The organism is Streptomyces sp. RLB3-17 (genome assembly GCF_007113425.2).
Lineage (GTDB): Bacteria > Actinomycetota > Actinomycetes > Streptomycetales > Streptomycetaceae > Streptomyces > Streptomyces mirabilis_D.
In genome coordinates, this window is sequence record NZ_CP041610.2 from 7,424,450 (window position 1) to 7,443,458 (window position 19,009).

Consider the following 19,009-nt stretch of genomic DNA (forward strand, 5'->3'; position numbering starts at 1 on the left):
TCCCGTTAGGTGATGACAAACGGGCGGATCCGGCGGGCGCGACCCGGCGTCAGCACCAGCGCGGGGACGGGCCGGTGTTGGCGATGTGCTGCGCCGGGCCCCAGGACCAGGTGCCGTCGGTGATCAGGTACCAGATCGGGTTGCCGCCGACGCGCTCCCCCCTGGTCTTGCAGTAGATGTGGACCCGCTCGTCGTGCGGCGCGATACGGATGATCCGGCTGCGACGGTCGGGCCGGTTGTGCAGCGCGAGGCCGTCGCGGGAGAGGATCCGGCCCTCGAAGCGGCGGTGGTCGTCGGGCCGTCCGTCGTGGAACGGGTCTTCGAAGCTGAAGTCGCCCAGACCGTCTTCGTCGAAGTAGGGGTCGTCGCCGTAGTTCCAGTCGCCGTTGTCCCAGTCGGGGCTGTCCCAGTCGCGGGCGAGGGACCCGGTGTCGTCGATGAGGCCGGGCCCGATGCCCGTGGTCACGGTGGGCTTGCCGGCGGCGAGGGCGGGTCCGGCGCCCGCGGCCGCGATGAGCGTGCCGACGGCGAGCACCATCCCGGTGCGGGCAAGGGTGTGGCGCAGGGACATGGGGGCTCCTCCGGAAAGGTGGTAAATCTGACTAATCGCCACATTAGGAGTGAGCTCGGGCACGCGCAGGCCGCACTGAGCCATCGGGGACGCGAGGACGCTCAGCGTGCCCCGGTCGGCCCTTCCCCACCGGTCGGTCCGGGCGCGCCCCGCTCGTCCTGAGGAAGCGTCAGTGTCGCGATCGCACCGCCCTCGGGAGCGTTGGCGAAGACCAACCGCGCGCCCAGCACCTCCGCCTGGCCGAGCGCGATCGTCAACCCCAGCCCATGGCCCTTCGAGCCGCCCTCCGTACGGAACCGCTGCGGCCCGTGCTCCAGCAGGTACTCCGGATAGCCGCCGCCGTGGTCCCGCACCGTCACCACCGGGCCGTCGACGGTCAGTACCACCGGGCCCTCCCCGTGCTTGTGCGCGTTGGCCACCAGATTGCCGAGCACCCGCTCCAGACGGCGCCGGTCGGTCTCCACCCGGACGTCATCCACGACCCGCACCTCGGTCTCGGTGCCCGACGCCCGCACCACCCGCTCGGCCAGCGGGGCCAGCGGCTCCGAGTCCAGCTCCAGCAACTCCCGCCCGGCGTCCAGTCGGGAGATCTCCAGCAGGTCCTCGGTGAGCGTCCGCAGCGTGGCCACCCGGTCGCGGACCAGCTCCGTCGGCCGGCCCGGCGGCAGCAGCTCCGCCGCCGCGTGCAGCCCGGTCAGCGGGGTGCGCAGTTCGTGTGCCACGTCCGCGGTGAAGCGCTGCTCGCTCGTCAGCTTGCTCTGCAGCGAGGACGCCATCGTGTCGAGGGCCCCGGCGACCGCCGCCACCTCGTCCTGGGGGCCGGCCGGGTACCGCGTACGGGGGTCCACGGCCGTACGGGGATCGTTGACGCGCGCGTCCAGGTCGCCCGCGCTGATCCGCCGGGCCACCTGTGCCGTCGCGTGCAGCCGACGGGTCACCCGCGTCACCGCGAACACTCCCACCAGCAGCGTCGCGCCGATCGCCAGCGCGGAGGACCACACGATCGACCGGTCCAGGGCGTCGATGGCGTGCGCGCCCTGCGAGTAGTCGAACTGCACGGCGAGCGCCCGCCCGCCGCTCGCGGGTCCGGCCGCCCACATGGTGGGGTGCGGGTCGTTTTCCCCGACCATCGTGCCGCGGCGCCCGTCCGTCGCCAGCTCGCGCAGCGGCGCCGGCAGACCCGGGAGATCCAGCCCCGCGCCCGGCGGCAGCCGGTCGCCCGCCTCGTAGTCCGCCGTCACCTCCGCCAGCCGGTCGAGCGCCCGGCCGCGGGCCTCGCCGACGGTCTGGTTGGTCACCGAGACATGCACGAGGACGCCGAGCAGGGCGGCGAGACCGCAGCACATCACCGTGATGAAGGCCGCTGCCTTCCAGGTGAGGGTGCCGGCCCAGTGGGGGAGACGGCGGGGCGGCCGGAAGCGGCGCGAGGGCAGCCTCATGGGGTGCTCGCGGCGGTCGACGGCGCGGGGGAGGCGGAGGGGGAGACGAACTGCGAGGCGGACGGAGAGGCCGACGGAGAGGCTGAGGGCGAGACCGGTGGGGCGGGGGGTGCCGAGGGGACGGGCCCGATGGTGCCGCCGCGCCTGGTGGGGCGGGGCGTGCCCACCCGGAGGATCTCGTCCCGGGTCGCCAGCATCGCGTGCTGGTGCGGGTCCCAGGTCCACACCGTGCGGTACTCGTAGCCCGGCAGGGTCGAGGGCGAGCGGATGATCACGTCACGGCCCGCGACCTCGACGCTGATCGTGCTGTCCGCGGTGCCCATGATCTGGACCAGCTTGTGGTGCTCGAAGGTGTACACACGCACCGCCAGCTGGTTCTGCGGAAAGCGGATGCCGAGCACCAGGTCGTCCTTCCGGTCACCCGTGAGATCTCGGTAGTACGCCTGGAGGATCGGGCACTTCCCGCCGAGCGTGTCCTTGCCGGTGCAGTACTTGAGCTGCTGGGCCGTCTCACGGTACGGGGCGTGGACGGCGCTGTACTCGTCAGGGTGGCGGCCGACCTCGGCACGGAACACGGCGATCGGGTCCACCTTGTGGATGTCGTCGCCCGGCGCCGTGATGCCCGTCACCGTCTCGGTGTCCGCCTCGCCGTAGTCGAGGGCGGCCGTCGACGCGGGCGGCAGCTCGGGCCAGAGCCTGGCCGGGCCGACGGCGGTGGGCGTCGCTCCCGCGCCCCGCAGGGCACCGGAGTCGCCACAGCCCGCCACGGCCGCCGCCAGCAGGGCGGCGAGGGCTGCGAGCACGAGACGGCTGGGCCGGGTGGGGGTCACTGCGCTCCTGCGTCCGGGCCGGCCTCGACCCGGGGCCAGGGGGACGGCTCGGTGCGCGAGGTCGGCGTGAAATCGACGGAACCAACGCCCTACACCATATTCGTAGGGAAGTCCTTTTTGTTCGCGGGTGGGGTCGGTGGGGCTGGTGAGGGCGGGCCGGCGGGGGGCGTGAGGCCATGGGGGCGCGACGGCGTGAGGCCATGGGGCGCCGGACGCGCGGGCGGCGGAGGCCGGAGATCCAGGGGCGGGGGGCCCAGGGGCCGGGGGGTTACTCCGCCAGTTCCTCCAGGAGGCGGGCCGTGGGCAGACCGGCGCGCAGGTACTCCACGAACAGTTCGTTGTGCAGGGCCCAGGGCGAGCGGCGGCTGCGGATCAGGCGGATCGCCTCGTCGGAGGTGTGTCCCGCGAGGACCAGCGCGTGCGCGACCACGAGCCCCGAGCGGTTGTAGCCGTGGTAGCAGCGCACCAGGACCCGGCGCCCGTCCTCCAGCGCGTCGTCCGCGGCCCGCGCGAGCCGGATCACCCCCGCGAGCTGTGTCCCGTCCAGGGGACCGTCCGGAATCGGCCACACATGGTGCTCGACGCCCGGGTCGGGGCCGTGCCCCGGCAGCCGCAGTAGCGTCAGGACCAGGTCGAACTCATTCCTCACGACCGCGAATTCCGGCTCGCCGGCACGCCCCGCGAACGCGTGTCCGCCCATCCACAGGCCAGGCACGATCTCGCTCCACGGGCTGTCCGGAGCGGGCACATCGGGTTGCTTTCTGCGAGTCCGCAACAGCGCCTCCCACAACTCCCCCAACTGCTCACAAAGGTAACCGGGTTCTTGCCCCTGGAGCACCCCGCCTGGTCCCATGGTCATGGGGTGATGGTGCATGAACGGACTGCGCGTCATACCGACCTGGCGCCACGGGCAGGAGCGCCTGTACGTGTGCCTGACCGACGGGAGGAACGTCGCCTGGTACGACCGTGACGCAGCCCGCGTCAATCTGCTCAGCGAGGAGCGGCGGGAGGACGTGCTCGACGTGCTCGGCCCGTTCCTGACCGGCCGGGTGACGGTGGGGCCCCCACCGGTCCCGACCCCCGCGGAACTGGCCCGACTGACCCTCCACCCGGACGACGACCTCGCGCCGAACCGGCCCGGCGAGGCGCTGGTGATCGACCTCGACCGCGACCCGGGACCGGCGCGCCGTCTGCGGCCCGACCCGCGGCGCCGCGCGCTCGCCGCCGAGCAGGCGGTCGGGGAGGCCCTGGACCGTCTGGAGGGCGCGGGCTGGCACACCGTCCACTCCATCCCGCTCCCTGGCGGCGACCGCGTCCACCACTTGCTGATCGGCCCCGGCGGCATCTTCGCCCTGCGCTCCCTGTACGCCCGCAAGCAGCGGGTGCTCGTCGCCGACCCCATGGTGACCGTCGGCCGCCGGGAGCCGTATCCGCTTGTGCGCCGGGTCCGAGCCGACGCCGACCGGGCCTCCTACGCGCTGACCGCCGAGGTCCACGCCGTCCTGGCCGTGGCCGGCCCCGCCGACCTCGATGTCCTCGCCCCCCTCCGCGAGGTCCGCGTCCTGCAGGACACCGACCTGTCCTCGCTGGCCCGCCTCGGGGGTGTCCTGAAGCCGGCGGACGTCGAAGCCCTGCACGCGATGGCCCGCGACCGCCACACATGGCTACGAACGTGACCCTGTAGGGCCGGTATCTGTTCGGCTGCGGGTGGGTGGGGGTTGGTCGCGCAGTTCCCCGCGCCCCTTGGACGGGGCTGCGCCCCGAATCCCCGCCTGCCCGATTTCGTTTGGCTGCGGGTCGGTGGGGGCTGGTCGCGCAGTTCCTCGCGCCCCTGAGGGCCTCGGCTCGGCCGGCGTTCGAGGGCGAGGTCCCACCGAACCGACCCGGACCCGCACCCTCCAGCCCGTCCGGTGTGCGAGGCCGTGGCCGCGGGGCCAACGACCCACCCACCCCACCCCGCATCTTTGAGCCCGTCCGGCGTGTGAGGCCGGGGCCGCGGCCCGCCCATCCCGGCCCGCGCCTTTCAGCTCGGCTGGCGTTTGAGGCTGAGGTCGGGGCCGATGCCCCACCCACCCCCCGGTCCACCCGCCCACCCGGGCCCGTATCACTCAGCCCGTCCGGCGTTTGAGGCTGAGGTCGGGGCCGATGCCCCACCCACCCCCCGGACCACCCGCCTACCCCGGCCCGTATCACTCAGCCGGTCCGGCGTTTGAGGACGAGGCCGTTCAGGCCGTGCGGGGGTCCAGGGGGCGCAGCGCCCCTAGCGGGGTGGAAGGGGCGGAGCCCCTGGGGATGGGACGGGTAGGGGCGGCGGGGGCGAGGGACGGGTCGGGTCAGGGGGACGGGGTGAGGAGGGGGGCGAGGAGGTCGCCGTGTCGGTGCAGACGCGGAGCGATGTCGTCGGCGTGGAACACGAGCCGGGACGGGCCCCCGCAGGACGCGACCTCGTCCCAGGTGACGGGGGCGGACACGGTGGGCGCGGACCGCGCACGCAGCGTGTACGGCGTGGCCGTCGTCTTTCGCGCGGCGTTCTGACTGTGGTCGACGAACACCTTCCCGGGCCGCAGACTCTTGGTCATCCGGTGCGTGACGAGCGCCGGCAACGCCCGCTCCGCCTCCACGGCCAGCTCCTTCGCATACGCGCTCACGTCCGAGGACGGCATCCGCACCACCGCCGCCAGCAGATGCAGCCCCTTCGACCCGGACGTCTTCGCATACGCCTCGATCCCGTCCCCAGCCAGCCGCTCCCGCAGCCACAACGCGACCTCGCAGCACTCGACGACCGTCGCCGGCGCCCCCGGGTCGAGGTCGAACACGAGCCGGTCGGCCAGACCGGGCGCGTCCACCTGCCACTGCGGCGTGTGGAACTCGGTGACGAGGTTCGCCGCCCACATCAGCGAGGGGAGGTCCTGGACCAGCACCATCCGGGCGGGGCCCTCCGTCCGGGGGACCTCGGCGGTCCGGACCCAGTCGGGGGTGCCGGGCGGCACGTTCTTGGTGAAGAAGACCTGTCCGTCCGGCCCGTCGGGGTAGCGGAGGAAGGAGACCGGCCGGTCGTGGAGGTGCGCCAGCAGGGGTTCCGCGACCGTCGCGTAGTAGTGCAGGACCTCACCCTTGGTGAAGCCGGTCGCGGGGTACAGCACCTTGTCCAGATTGGTGAGCGCGAGCCGCCGTCCCTCCACTTCCGTGATCGGCGTCATACGACGAGAGTCGCATGAAATCGCCATCAAGGCGCCCAGATCGCCCCGCCGCTCCCTTGCGGATGTGAGGTCGCGCACACCCGTCTAGCCTGGCTTTCAACCGCACCCCGCGAGCCCGTGTCAGCGAGAACCCGCGTCACTGAGAACCCGTGTCAGCAGGAACCACCAGGAAGGTGCCGCACGTGCGATCCATCTGGAACGGCGCCATCTCCTTCGGTCTGGTCAGCATCCCGATCAAGGTCGTGAACGCGACGGAGAGCCACTCGATCTCCTTCCGTCAGGTCCACCTGGACGACGGCGGCCGCATCCGGTACCGCAAGTTCTGCGAACTGGAGGACCGCGAGGTCACCACCGGTGAGATCGGCAAGGCGTACGAGGACGCGGACGGCACGCTGATCCCGATCACGGACGAGGAGCTGTCCGCGCTGCCGATCCCCACCGCGAGGACGATCGAGATCGTGGCGTTCGTGCCGGCCGAGCGGATCGACCCGCTCCAGATGGACACGGCGTACTACCTGGCCGCGAACGGCGTCCCCGCCACCAAGCCGTACGTCCTGCTGCGCGAGGCGCTCAAGCGCAGCCAGAAGGTCGCCGTCGCGAAGTTCGCACTGCGCGGGCGGGAGCGGCTCGGCATGCTGCGCGTGGTGGACGACGTGATCGCCATGCACGGGCTGCTGTGGCCGGACGAGATCCGGTCCACGGAGGAGGTCGCCCCGGACGCGAGCGTGACCGTACGGGACAAGGAACTCGACCTGGCCGACGCCCTCATGGACACCCTCGGCGAGGTCGAGCTCACCGAACTGCACGACGACTACCGCGAGGCCGTCGAGGAACTCGTCGCAGCCAAGGCCTCCGGCGAACTACCGGCCGCGCCTCCCGCCGGGGAGCGGGCCGGCGGCAAGGTGCTCGACCTGATGGCCGCCCTGGAGAAGAGCGTGCGCGCGGCCAAGGTGTCCCGGGGCGAGGAGGCGGGCGAGGAGACGGGCGAGGAAGCAGGGGCGCGGACCGGCGAATCCGCCGAGGTCACCCCGCTGCCCTCCCGCAGGTCGGCCCGTACGGCACCCAAGGAGGTCGGCGGGAAGAAGTCCACGTCGACCGCGAGGAAGACGGCGGCGAAGAAGACGGTCGCGAAGTCCACGGCGAAGTCCACGGCGAAGTCGACGGGCCAGGCGGCCGGCAAGGCGACGGCGACCAAGTCCACCGCGAAGAAGACGGCGGCCAAGAAGACGACCGCCAAGAAGGCGACGGGGAAGAAGACGGCCGCGAAGAAGGCCACCCCGCGGGGACGCGCCTCGGCCTGACCGCCGCGGGGCCCCGCGGGCCCCGGAGCCCCGTCACCTCGTAAGGCTCACCTCGTACGACTCCACCTCGTACGACTCCACCTCGTACGACTCACCCCGTACGCCGCAGGGCCAGCACCGCATTGTGGCCGCCGAACCCGAACGAGTTGCTCAGGGCGAGGTCGCCGAGCGCGGGTAGCCGGCGGGGGCGCTTGGTCACCACGTCCAGGTCGATCGCGTCGTCCTGGTCGTCGCAGCCGATGGTGGGCGGGATGAGGCCGTGGTGGAGGGTGAGCACCGTGGCGACGGCCTCCACACCGCCCGCGGCTCCCTGGAGATGGCCGAGGTGGCCCTTCAGCGCGGTCACGGGCACGCTCCCGCCGAGCACGGCGCGCAGCGCGCTCGCCTCGGCGAGGTCGCCGTCGACGGTGGCGGTGGCATGGGCGTTGACGTGGACGACGTCCACGACATGGGCACCGGCGTCGTGGACGGCCCGGCGCAGTGCCAGCGCCACGCCGCTGCCGGACGGGTCGGGCGCGGCCATGTGGTGGGCGTCGGCGGACAGTCCCCAGCCCGCGGCCTCGCAGTAGATGCGCGCGCCGCGTGCCCGGGCGTGCTCCTCGGCCTCCAGGAGCAGGAAGCCCGCGCCCTCGCCGTTCACGAAGCCGTCGCGGTCGCTGGCGAACGGCCGGGAGGGGCTGGTGGATCCGAGTTCGTGGGTGGAGAGCGCGCGCATGGCGGCGAACGAGGCCATGATCGCGGGGGTGACGACGGCTTCGGCGCCCCCGGCGAGGGCGACGTCCACCCGGCCGTACCGGATGCGGTCGATGGCCTGTCCGATGGCCTCGGTGCCGGAGGCGCACGCGCTGGTCACGGTGCGGGCCTCGCCGGTGATGCGCAGCGCGAGCGACACCTGGGAGGCGGCCTGCGAGGGCACGGTCATCGGAGTGGTGAGCGGGGAGACCGCGCGCGGACCCTTGTCCCGCAGCTTGCGGTCGGCGCCGACGAGCACGGAGGCGTCACCGAGGATGGCCCCGACCGAGACGCCGACCCGCTCGGGCGCCAGCCCGCTCTCCGTCGTACCGGCCGGGTCCAGCCCGGCGTCCTGCCAGGCCTCACGGGCGGCGAGCACCGCGAACTGGGCGGACCGGTTCATCCGCCGCGCCTGCGGCCGGGGCAGCAGTCCGACGGGGTCCACGGGCACGCTGCCCGCGATCCGCACGGGCAGTTCGGCGAACTCCTCGCCCTCCAACTCGCTTATCCCGCACCGGCCCTCGACCAGGCCCCGCCACAGCTCCTCGACCCCGACACCGAGCGGCGTCACGGCACCGAGCCCGGTGACGACGACCCGGCGGGATGCGTACGCCTCGGCGGCCCGTCGAGGGCGCGGGTAATGCCGTACGACATGTCCCTTTTGGGTGGCTTGTTCGGCCAGGCTCCGCAGTTCCTCGTCGGGGACGGGATCCTCGGCCCGGCGGTCCAGGTCCCGATGCCAGTGGCCCCATCTGCGGGTGTACGACTCCTCGATCGCCCGGGGGTCCACGGCGCGCAGTGAGGTGATGCGGTCGCCGTCCCGGAATTCCACCGGGCCGAGGTCGGTGGAGGTGATCTCGGGAATTGCCCGGACATCCATTCGACGGCAGGCCGTGGTCACTTGGTGACCGCGTTCGAATACCTCGTCGTGATCAATTCCGCCGAGCGGTGGCCGCAATGTCAGGCGAATGGTGTGGGGGGTCTCGGGCAGGGTGTGCATCACCACGTACCAGGTGTTCTCCGCCACATCCTGTTCGGACAGGGCGACCAGATCACCGGGGATCACTTCGGCGACGGTGACGGCGTGGGGCTGTACGGGAACGTCGGACGAACGGTGCATGGGGAGCGATTGCTTTCTGTGGGGATTTCCGTCCCCAACTTTCGATGACAAAGTAGGAATTGCCTAGATGTCCCCATCGCATAGTGGGCAACGTCACCGAAAACAGTGAGCAGTATTTCGCTCCCGTACCTCCCATACCTCCCCTGGTCGCACAACCGAATCCCGTGGCCGCCGAGTTCGTCGAAGTGCCGCCCCGCTGTGGGCGGCCCGGGCCGCGGGGCCCGGCGCGTACCGGACCCCGCCCACCCGCGAAGACGGGCCCTAGCTCTTACGGTCCTGGAGCTGAGGGCGTTGGCTCTTGTTGCGCTCGCCGTTCTGGAGGTCGTCCGCCCGGCCCCACCGTGTCGGTGGCGTGGGGGAGGGCGCCCAGGATTCGGCGGCGATCTCTTCGGAGTTGAGCACGTCGTCGCCGTAGAGATCCCGCAACCAGCTGGCCTGGTAGATGGTGTCGAGGTAGCGCTCGCCGAGGTCCGGACCGATGGCCACGGCGGTGAGTTCGTGTGCGTCGTGCCGGCTCAACCAGTCCGACGCGCCGCTGACCACCGTGCCGGTGGAGCCGCCGAACACGAACCCGCTCCTGGCCAGCCGGTGGCAGGTACGGACGGTGTCCCTCTCCTCGACTCGTATCACTTCGTCGACGTAGGACTCGTCGAGCAGCGGCGGGCGCATGCTCATCCCGAGGCCCGGGATCATTCGGCGGCCGGGCGGACCTCCGAAGGACACCGAGCCCACGCTGTCCACCGCGACGACCCGCACCGGCCGGTGCCACTCCCGGAAGTAGCGCGCGCAGCCCATCAGGGTGCCGGTGGTGCCGGCGCCGACGAACAGCACGTCCAGCTGCGGGAACTGACGGGCGATCTCCGGCGCCGTCCTGCGGTAGTGCGCCTTCCAGTTGCTCGGGTTGGTGTACTGACTGAGCCACACATACCGGTCGTCGGAGGCGCACAGCGCACGCACGTACTCGATCCGCGCGCCGAGATAACCGCCGTTGCTCTCCTGCTGACCGGCGATCATGTGCACCTGGCTGCCCAGGGCCTCCATCATCATCCTGGTCGACAGGTTGCCGCGGGAGTCCGTCACGCACAGGAACCGATAACCCTTGCTCGCCGCGATCATGCTCAGCGCCACGCCGAGGTTCCCGGACGAGGACTCGACCAGGATCGAATCCGGCTTCAGAGCCCCATCCCGCTCGGCGGCCTCCACCATCTCGAGGGCGGCCTTCATCTTGATGGAGCCGGCGAAGTTGAAGCCCTCGCACTTCAGGAAGAGCGAGTGCCCGATGATCGCCCGGAGGTCGACATAGAGATCCTCTTCGTTGAAGGCCTGGGGAACGGAAATGACGGGCACGACGGTCTCCTCAATCTGGAGCAGAGCACTTTCGGAATGTCCGTCCGACCGTGGGCGGGCTTCTTCGCTTTTTCGGGCGGGAGGCCGTGTCCATCCGGGTCGGACAGGGCCCTGCGTCAGAGGCCGCTGTTTTCTGCGGCCCGGGGTCGAGGCCGGCTCATCCGTACCGGCTCAGTTCGTGGAAGAAGTCGTCGACGACGTGCAGTTCGCCGCAGCGGGCCACTTCGTCGTAGACGTACTTGCCGACCGCGAGGTCGAGCACCCCGAGGCCGAAGGGCGAGAACACCACCGGCCGGTCCGCCGGCACGGTCACCCGCCCGGCCATCACGTCGTCCAACGTGCCGTGCACGAAGTTCCGGTTGCCCGTGAGCTGCTCGGCCAGATGGGGCGAGGTGTCGGCCTTCAGGCAGTGCTCGATGTCGTCGACGATGTTGGTCGAGGCGAGCAGGATCTCCGGCGTGAGGTCGCGCAGCGACACATGCAGTACCACAGGATTGTGTTCGAACCACGACAAATCGCCGACGTGCGGCTGCCCGGCGACAGTGGCGAAGACCACCAGGTCGCTGTTGCGGATCAACTGCTCGGCGTTGTCGTGCACGGTGATCCGGCCGGTGGCGCCCGACTGCTCCAGGTAGCACCGGAAACCCGCCGCGCTGTCGGTGGACAGGTCGTGCACGCCGATCTCGTCGAACGACCAGCCGGTGCCGACAAGGAACGTGTGGATGTACCGGGCGATCAGGCCGACCCCGAAGAAGCCGACCCGCGTCGGTCGCGGCCGGTCACGGCTGAGCCGGTCGGCGGCCGCCGCGGCCGACGCGGCCGTCCTGGTGGCGCTGATGATCGAGCTCTCCAGACAGGCGAACGGGTAGCCGGTGTCATGGTCGTTGAGGATCAGTACGGCCGAGGCCCTCGGGATACCGGCCGCCACGTTCTCCGGGAAGCTGGAGATCCATTTCAGGCCGTCCACCCGTACCTCCCCGCCGATCGAGGCGGGCAGCGCGATGATCCGGGAGGACGGACGGTCGGGGAACCGCAGGAAGTACGACGGCGGGTTCACCGAGTCACCGGCGCCGTGCACCCGGTAGGTGGCCTCGACCAACTCCACGATCTGCTTCTCGCGTCCGCGCAGCGCGCGCTGGACCTGGGCGCCGGGGATCACCGCGAAGGGCGGCACGGTGATCGGCGCGGCCGGAGTGGACTTCGGCGCGGATTCCGGGGCGGATTCCGACGTGGTGGAACGGGTGGTGGTCATGACGCGGTCACCTCGACGGTCGGGGAGCAGGCGGTCAGACGCACCGGGTCGGCCAGGGCCACGAGCACTTCGCGTGGTCCCTCGAAGGGCTCCCTGCTGTGCGCGGTGCGGATGTTGTCGACGAGCATCAGGTCGCCGGCCTGCCACGGCTCACGTGCGGTGTGGGCCTCGTAGACGCTGTTGAGCAGCTCCACGACGTCCTCGCCGATCGGGTCGCCGTTGCCGAAGCGGGTGTTGAACGGCAGTCCGTCGGCCCCGTAGACGTCCATCAGGTACTCACGCACCTCGGGGGCCATCGTCCACTCGTTGAGGAACGCGATCTGGTTGAACCAGCAGCGGCGGCCGGTGACCGGGTGGCGCACCACGGCGCTGCGGCGCTGTCGGGTGCGCAGCCCACCGTCCGGCTGCCACTCGAACGCGATCTCGTTGGCGCGGCAGTAGCTCTCGACGGCAGCACGGTCCTCGGTGCCGAACGCCTCGGCCACGGACGCCCCGATCTCGTCGTTGTAGCTGCGGGTGAGCAGCCAGCCCTCGCGTTCGAACCGCTCGGTCATCCCGGCGGGCAGCGCGTCGAGCACGGTCGGCGCGTCGGCCACCGCGGTCGCCCCGCCGTCGGTGGGCGCGCTCAGACAGGCGAACATCATCAGGCTGGGGAACTCGAGCGTGTAGCTCAGTTCGTGGTGCATGCACATCGGCTGGTTCGGCGGCCACTTCGTCGAGGAGTACACGCCGTCGGAGTAGGTCCGTCGGGGTGCGAAGACCTCTTTCTCGGTCATCAGACCGGTGGCGAGCTTCGAGAAGACGGCACCGGTCTCGGCCGCGTCACGCAGCCCGAGACCGCGGACCAGGACGCAGCCGTGCTCGGCGACGACGGCGCGCAGCGCGTCCCGGTGCGCGGCTGCCCAGCCCGCCGCGCCACCGGTGACCTCGGCCCGCAGGAGCGGAGGTCTGCCGGGCTGCAGTTCCACGTCGACCATCGACGCCGTGGAAGTGGACGACATCTCGATTTCCTTTCCGTAGCCACTCAGTCGGTTGTCACTCGGGTCAGTCACTCGTCGGTTGTCATTCGTCGGTTGTCATCCGTCAGTTGTCATTGGTCGGTTGTCACTGGTCAGTTGTCACTCAGGAAGGAGCGAACAGTTCGGCGGCGCGCAGAACGGCCTGTGCCGCTTCGACCGGACGGGTGCGTGGGAAGTAGTGGCCGCCGTCGGCGAGCTCGTGCAGATCGACCTGTTCGGCCAGCAGCTGCCAGTCGCGGTAGCGCTGCGGGTGGTCCGCCGTGCTCGGGTCGTCGGCGGCGACGACCACGGTGACCGGAGCGGACAGCTTCGGCGTCGGCGGATTGTCCAGGAGGTCGGCGAAACAGCGGTGTGCGGACACGCAGTCGTGCCGGTAGGCGGCACCCACGTGCTCGGCGTGACCCGCGTCCAGCTCGCCGAGTTCGGTGTAGCCGCCGGCCGCGCTCAGTCGCGCGGCGATCTCGGCGTCGCTCAGTGCCGTCAGCTCGTCGATGGCGGCGCGCCGTCGGGCGGCGTCGCCGAGCAGTTGCGCGCCGAGGAACACCCGCTGGACGTCCACCCCGCGCTCCTGGAGCCGTCTGGCCGTCTCCACGGCCGGCGCGGCGCCCGAGGAGTGGCCCCACAGCAGGATCCTGGTCAGGCCACGCCGGACGATCTCGTCGACGACCTGTTCGACCACCTGTGTCATCGGTGCGAACGGTTCGCGGTCGGCGGCCACGTCGTGACCGGGCAGCTCGACGGCGTAGACGGCGGGCCCGCCGGGCGGCAGCGCCCTGGCCAGCGGCTGGAAGTTCACCGCGTTGCCGCCGGCGTACGGGAAGCACACCAGGGCCCCGCCCCGCGCATCGTCCGATGCCGTCAGCGGGTGCAGCAGCCCGGGGCGCCGCTCGGACCTGCCGTCGACCAGCGCGGCCAGGTCGGCGAGGACCGGGTGTGCGGTGACGTCCTTGAGGGACACCGCGCGGTCCAGGGTGATGGCGAGCTTCACCGCCGAGAGGGAGGTGCCGCCGCGGTCGAAGAAGTGGTCGCGGCGTCCGATCCGGTCCTGCGGGACGCCGAGGACCTTCGCCCAGGCGGCCGCCAGCCGGTGTTCGGTCGGTGTGTTCGGCGCGTGGTAGTCGTCCTGGACGACGTCGAGCTCTCCGGCGAGCGCCTGCAGGGTCTTCCTGTCGATCTTGCTGTTGGCGGTCAGTGGCAGGCTTTCACGCCAGTGGAAGGCCGACGGGACCATGTACTCGGGCAGCGACTCGGCGAGCCGGGCCGGCAGGACGTCGTCGTCGAGGGCTTGCGGGCCCGAGTAGAACGCCACCAGGTGCTTGCTCTGGTCGGCCCGCTCGGCGACGACCACCGCGCCGTCGCGCACCCCCGGCACCCGCAACAGGGTGTTCTCGATCTCGCCGATCTCGATCCGGAAGCCGCGGATCTTGACCTGGGTGTCCCGGCGGCCGAGGAACTCCAGCTTGCCCCCGGGCTGCCAGCGGCCGTAGTCGCCGCCCCGGTAGAGCCGGGCGCCCTCACAGTGTGGATCGGTCAGATAGGCCTGCCGGGTGCGCTCGGGGTCGTTGATGTAGCCGCGGCCGACGCAGACGCCGGAGAACACGATCAGACCGGGGGCGCCGAGCGGCACCGGGGTGAGGTGTTCGTCGACGACGTAGACGCGTACGTTGTTGACCGCGCGGCCGAGCAGGATGCGGTCCGGCGCCCGGTCCATGACCTCGTGGTTGGTGTCGTCCGAGGTCTCGGTCAGCCCGTAGGCGTTGACCAGCTTGATCCCGGGCTGGACGGCGAACCAGCGCTCCGTGAGCTCCTTCTTCAACGCCTCGCCGGTGACCGACACACATCGCAGGTCCGGCAGCTCGCGGGGGTGCTGCCGCAGACAGGACACGACGACGTCCAGGTACGAGGGCACGACCTGGAGGACGGCGACCCGGCCCTCGACGATCCTGTCGACGAACCGCTGGACGTCGAGGATCACCTCCTGCTCCACCAGCAGGGTCTGCCCGCCGACCAGGAGCCCGGACACCAGTTGCCACAGGGAGATGTCGAAGCACTGGGGCGCGGTCTGCGCGACCACCTGTCCCTCGCCGAGTTCCAGGTCGTCGATCTTGGCGTAGAGGTGGTTGAGCATCCCCGCGTGCTCGCACATCGCGCCCTTCGGCTCACCCGTGGAGCCGGAGGTGAAGTAGATGTAGGCGAGTTGGTCCGGTGCGACGGGCACGCCCGGATCGTCGTCGGCGTGGTCCTCCGCGTAGGCCGCGTCGATGAGGACCTTCCCGATCCCGGGCAGGTCCTCCAGGGCCTGGTCGAGGGTGGTGGTGCTGCCGTGCTCGGTCAGCACGAGGGCGCACCCGGCGCGCGTGAGGGTGGTGGCGATGCGGCCGGCCGGGAAGTGCGGCTCGATGGGCAGGTACACGCCCCCGGCCTTGAAGACCGCCAGCACGGCGGCCGGCCAGTCCAGGTTGCGTTCGGTCACCACCGCGACCACGCCCTCCCGGCGCAGCCCGCGCGCCAGCAGCGCGCGTGCCAGCCGGTTGGCCCGGGCGTTGAGCTCGCGGTAGGTCCACCGGCGTTCACCGTGTACGGCCGCGACGGCGTCCGGGTGTTCCCGCACCCGCTGTTCGAACAGCTCGTGCATCCGGCGGTCGGGCAGCTCCCGGCGGGGTCCGGCGAGCCCTTCGAGCTGGAAGTGGAGTTCCTCGGCGGAGAGCAGGCCCTGCCGTCCGTGCTCGGCGTCCGGACCGACGGTGATCAGGGCGAGCGCGGTGACGTGGTAACCGGCGATCCGGGCGGCGCAGTCCGCGTCGAGTACGTCGGTCCGGTAGCGCAGCCGCAGCACGAGCCGGTCGTCCCGCCACGAGAACCCGATCCGCATCACGGTGTCCTCGGCCAGGTCGCCGCCCACACCGCCCGGATCGAAGACGGCCTCGAACGGCGGTTCGGTCAGGCCCAGTTCGCGCCTGAGGTCGTCGACCGGGAAGTCCTGGTGCGCCAACAGCTCCGACGCGGCCCGATGGGCGTTCAGCAGGAGCGTCCGCCACGTCGGGGGTTCGGTCGTCAGCCGGCAGGGCAACGGCCGGCCGCCGTCGGCGGGGACGTAGCCGGACACGACCTCGCGCTCACCGGACAACGCGGCGAGCACCTTGGCGTGCGCGGCCAGCAGCACCGAGTCGAGCGGTACCGCCAGGTCCTGCGCCAGCCCGCGCAGCGGTCCCGCGACGTCTTCCGGGACCGTCGTCTCGTGGTCGGCGACGCCCGCCACCGGCCGCGGCGTCCACCGCGGCACCGCGGTGAACCCACCGGCCACGAGCTGACCGCGCCAGAACTCCCGATCGGCTTCCACTTGCACTCTCATCGCATCTTCCCGTTTGACTGGGCCTGCAGGCCGGAGCGGTCACGCTGCGCCTCGTACGTCAGCGCGGCAGGCTGATAGGGGGCCTCGCGCATTTCGGCCGCCGGATTTCCGCCCCACCGGGCGTGCTCCGGGACTTCCTCGCCCTTCATGAGGAAGGAGTCCGGGGCGAGTTCCGCGCCGTCGCCCATCGTCACGCCGTAGTGGACATGGGCGCCGACACCGAGCGTGGAGCCGGCGCCGATCGTGCTGCGGTCGGACTTGAAGGTGCCGTCCTCCTGCGAATGGCACTGGATCTTGCTTCCCGCGTTGAGCGTGCAGTCGTTCCCGATGGTGGTGAGCATCCGCTCCGTCAGGTGGCAGCCGTCGTCGAAGACCCTGCTGCCGATCCGAACGCCCAGCATCCGCCAGATCAGGTTCTTGAAAGGGGTCCCGTTGAAGATGTTGAGGTAGTTCTCGGGCACCTTCCAGAGGCGCTCGTGCCACCAGAAGTACGGTTCGTAGATGGAGCACAACTGCGGTTGCAGCCCGCGGAATGCGGCGATGCAGCGCTCCACCATCACGAAGTAGAGAGGCGTGAAAGCAAGGCTGAACATCAGGAACGCGGCGATCAGCACATGACCGTAGGAGTCGTACAGATCGACATCGGCGAGAGCGACCACCGTCAGGACGAAGAAGTAGATCCACCGCACCGTCAGGAACAGGACCATCGAGCGGAGGTTGTATCGATTCTTCGCGGCGAGACTGCGACGGAACTCCTCGCCGCTGCGGAGATGGTCGAACCGTGAGTCGCGCTCGACCGACCGGGGAATCTCGAAACACGGCGAGCCCAACAGGCCCACCCCCTCGCGCACCTCGCCTTCGAGCGGAATCATCACCTTCGTCGCGAGGAGGCAGTTCTCGCCCGTCCTGGCCCCCGACGGATAGGCGATGTTGTTCCCGATGAAGTTGCGTGGTCCGATCGAGGCCCTGGACACCCGGAAAGAGGAGTTCGAATAGTCCGCGTTGACGATGGAGAGCCCGTCGGCGACCATCGTGCCGCTGCCGACCGAGCACAGATACGGCGACTCGTGCTGCACTTCCGTGCCGAAGTTCGACCCGGTCTGTTCGATCCGGGACAAGTCGTATCCGAGGCCGCGCAGATAGTAGACGATGTAGGAGCTGTCACCGAGCAGCCATTTGAAGAACTTGATGTTGGTCATGCGCCCGATCGCGCGGAACGTCGAGTAGTGGAAGCCGTACAGCGGATAGACCTTGTCCGGCTTGATGACCAGGTTCAGCAGGCGCGGAACGGTGAACAGCAGGGCCACGCCGAAGACGACGAAGCCGAAGAACAGCACGAAGGACAGCACCAGGGCGTCGCCGTAGAGACCCGGTGAGGTGAACCCCACCGAACCCGGGCCCAGTCGGTTGTGCAGCGCCGGAATCAGATCGATCAGCATGTACGCGCCCCCGACCATCAGCGGCACGTAGAGGAAGAACACCTGAAGCAGGGTGACGAAACCGAAGCCGACCCGACGCAGTGTGCCGCACGCGACGGACTCGACCCTCACGTAGTCGTGGTCGGTGGGCTGTGCCGGGGATCCGTGCCACTGCTGGCCGTCCGGGACCGTCTGGCCGCTGTACAGCGTGGACGTGTGGCCGAGCTGCGCCCCGTCGCCCATCGCCGTGTCGATGTCGAGCACGGTCTTCTCGCCGATGAACACGTCCCGGCCCAGAGTGACCCGGCCGGTCTGGATACGACCTGCGTGCGCCCGGTAGCAGTGGAAGAACGAGTCCTTGCGGATCACCGTTCCGGCGCCGATCGTGAGCAGGTCGGGGCAGGCCGGAGTCTGGCGGGAGAGGATCGTGACCCCCTTGCCGATCCGGGCGCCCAGGGCGCGCAGGTACAGCACGTACAGGGGATTGCCGACGAAGAAGATCATCGGGTTGGCGTGGATCAGCGCCTTGACCGTCCAGAAGCGCAGATACGTCAGTCCCCAGATCGGGAATTCACGCGGTTTCCACCGGCCGACGAGAATCCATTTGGCCACGATCGGGAAGGTGCACAGAGCGACGAAACCGATGGAGCCGAAGACGAGCGATCGCAGATAGATTCCGATCGCGTTCGAGCCGGCGGAAACCCATCCGTATCCCCGGTCGGCGACAATTCCGGCGAGGAATGAATATCCCATGAAGAACAAGAACTGAAGCACTCCGCAGAGGACGTACCGCGCCGTCCCGGCCCGCGTCACCACCGTGGCCGGTGCCGGAACCGACGACTCGGCCGGAAGCGGTTCGGCGTCCGCGAGACCCGTCGCGAGGCTTCGGATCGTCGGGTGCCGGTAGATGTCCTTCATCGACGCCGAGGGGAGATCCGGCCGCTTCCTGATCCGTGCGCAGAACTGGGCCATCACCAATGAGTTGGCGCCGAGGTCGTTGAAGAAGTGACTCTCGACCGATACTCGTTCGACGTCGATGACGCCGGCCAACACCTCGGCGAGCTCCTTCTCGATGCCGCTCTTCGGTCCGGTGTACCCACGCTTGTCGAGTGCGGATTCACCCGGACCGGGCGTCAGGACTTCGACGGACTTCTCCTCCATACGAGCTCCTTGAGGAACTTTCGAACGCCGCCTGCCAATTCGGTCGACGCCCTGCACGCGCGCTTTTCGATGGCCGGAGCGAGTAATCCGGAAGCCATGAGATCGGGATCAATCTGTTGTCCGGTCACGAAACCGGCCCGGTCACAAGACCGTTGACTCAGTCTTAGCCGCCCATCCGTGGGGCTGCCACTCGAACCGGATCGTGTCGGTATGGCACTGGCCTTCGACGGCGTCAGGGGGTCCTCGCCGCTGACGCCCGATGCCCGC

13 protein-coding genes are annotated in these 19,009 nt (G+C 70.3%); 2 read left to right on the top strand and 11 right to left on the bottom strand.

Annotation, left to right across the window (positions count from 1 at the left end; genetic code table 11):
• Positions 1–49 precede the first annotated feature (49 nt).
• From FNV62_RS33705 to FNV62_RS33720, 4 genes are all read right to left on the bottom strand, one after another.
• Positions 50–571 (bottom strand): SH3 domain-containing protein, encoded by a 522-nt coding sequence (locus FNV62_RS33705; RefSeq protein ID WP_143602876.1) that lies wholly within the window; start codon positions 569–571, stop codon positions 50–52.
• 101 nt (positions 572–672) lie between these two features.
• Positions 673–2,010: a sensor histidine kinase gene (locus tag FNV62_RS33710; protein ID WP_143602877.1), complete on the bottom strand. Its 1,338-nt coding sequence runs from the start codon at positions 2,008–2,010 to the stop codon at positions 673–675.
• On the bottom strand, positions 2,007–2,840 hold the full coding sequence (locus tag FNV62_RS33715; RefSeq protein WP_144315735.1) for a hypothetical protein: 834 nt from the start codon (positions 2,838–2,840) through the stop codon (positions 2,007–2,009). Before FNV62_RS33715 ends, FNV62_RS33710 begins: the two co-directional genes overlap by 4 nt.
• Before the next feature lie 268 nt (positions 2,841–3,108).
• Entirely contained in the window at positions 3,109–3,615 is a 507-nt protein-coding gene (locus FNV62_RS33720) for a dual specificity protein phosphatase family protein (RefSeq protein ID WP_079090273.1), read from the bottom strand.
• A gap of 97 nt (positions 3,616–3,712) precedes the next feature.
• Here FNV62_RS33720 and FNV62_RS33725 point away from each other — a divergent pair, with 97 nt between their 5' ends.
• Positions 3,713–4,516: a nuclease-related domain-containing protein gene (locus FNV62_RS33725; RefSeq protein ID WP_097286228.1), complete on the top strand. Its 804-nt coding sequence runs from the start codon at positions 3,713–3,715 to the stop codon at positions 4,514–4,516.
• A 657-nt stretch (positions 4,517–5,173) separates the two neighbouring features.
• On the opposite strand, the gene ligD is transcribed toward FNV62_RS33725, so the two are convergent.
• Complete coding sequence (gene ligD, locus FNV62_RS33730; RefSeq protein ID WP_060895845.1) at positions 5,174–6,040, bottom strand: non-homologous end-joining DNA ligase; 867 nt, start codon at positions 6,038–6,040, stop codon at positions 5,174–5,176.
• A 173-nt stretch (positions 6,041–6,213) separates the two neighbouring features.
• Between ligD and FNV62_RS33735 the strand changes: the two genes are divergently transcribed.
• A complete protein-coding gene (locus tag FNV62_RS33735) occupies positions 6,214–7,341 on the top strand; it encodes a Ku protein (protein WP_144315737.1) in 1,128 nt (375 codons plus the stop codon).
• Positions 7,342–7,432: 91 nt separating this feature from the next.
• Here FNV62_RS33735 and FNV62_RS33740 read toward each other — a convergent pair whose 3' ends face one another.
• The 6 genes from FNV62_RS33740 to FNV62_RS33765 all read right to left on the bottom strand — a co-directional run bounded on the left by FNV62_RS33740 (position 7,433) and on the right by FNV62_RS33765 (position 18,742).
• Entirely contained in the window at positions 7,433–9,193 is a 1,761-nt protein-coding gene (locus FNV62_RS33740) for a beta-ketoacyl-[acyl-carrier-protein] synthase family protein (RefSeq protein WP_143602881.1), read from the bottom strand.
• Positions 9,194–9,454: 261 nt separating this feature from the next.
• Positions 9,455–10,540: a 2,3-diaminopropionate biosynthesis protein SbnA gene (gene sbnA / locus FNV62_RS33745; RefSeq protein WP_143602882.1), complete on the bottom strand. Its 1,086-nt coding sequence runs from the start codon at positions 10,538–10,540 to the stop codon at positions 9,455–9,457.
• Between the two features lie 157 nt (positions 10,541–10,697).
• Complete coding sequence (gene sbnB, locus FNV62_RS33750; RefSeq protein ID WP_143602883.1) at positions 10,698–11,792, bottom strand: 2,3-diaminopropionate biosynthesis protein SbnB; 1,095 nt, start codon at positions 11,790–11,792, stop codon at positions 10,698–10,700.
• Positions 11,789–12,793, bottom strand: a complete 1,005-nt coding sequence (locus FNV62_RS33755) for a TauD/TfdA family dioxygenase (protein WP_144315738.1) — start codon at positions 12,791–12,793, stop codon at positions 11,789–11,791. Before FNV62_RS33755 ends, sbnB begins: the two co-directional genes overlap by 4 nt.
• A gap of 121 nt (positions 12,794–12,914) precedes the next feature.
• Positions 12,915–16,163, bottom strand: coding sequence for a non-ribosomal peptide synthetase (locus tag FNV62_RS33760; protein ID WP_144315739.1), 3,249 nt, complete (start codon positions 16,161–16,163; stop codon positions 12,915–12,917).
• A complete protein-coding gene (locus FNV62_RS33765) occupies positions 16,160–18,742 on the bottom strand; it encodes a Pls/PosA family non-ribosomal peptide synthetase (protein WP_143602886.1) in 2,583 nt (860 codons plus the stop codon). Before FNV62_RS33765 ends, FNV62_RS33760 begins: the two co-directional genes overlap by 4 nt.
• Positions 18,743–19,009: the final 267 nt, after the last annotated feature.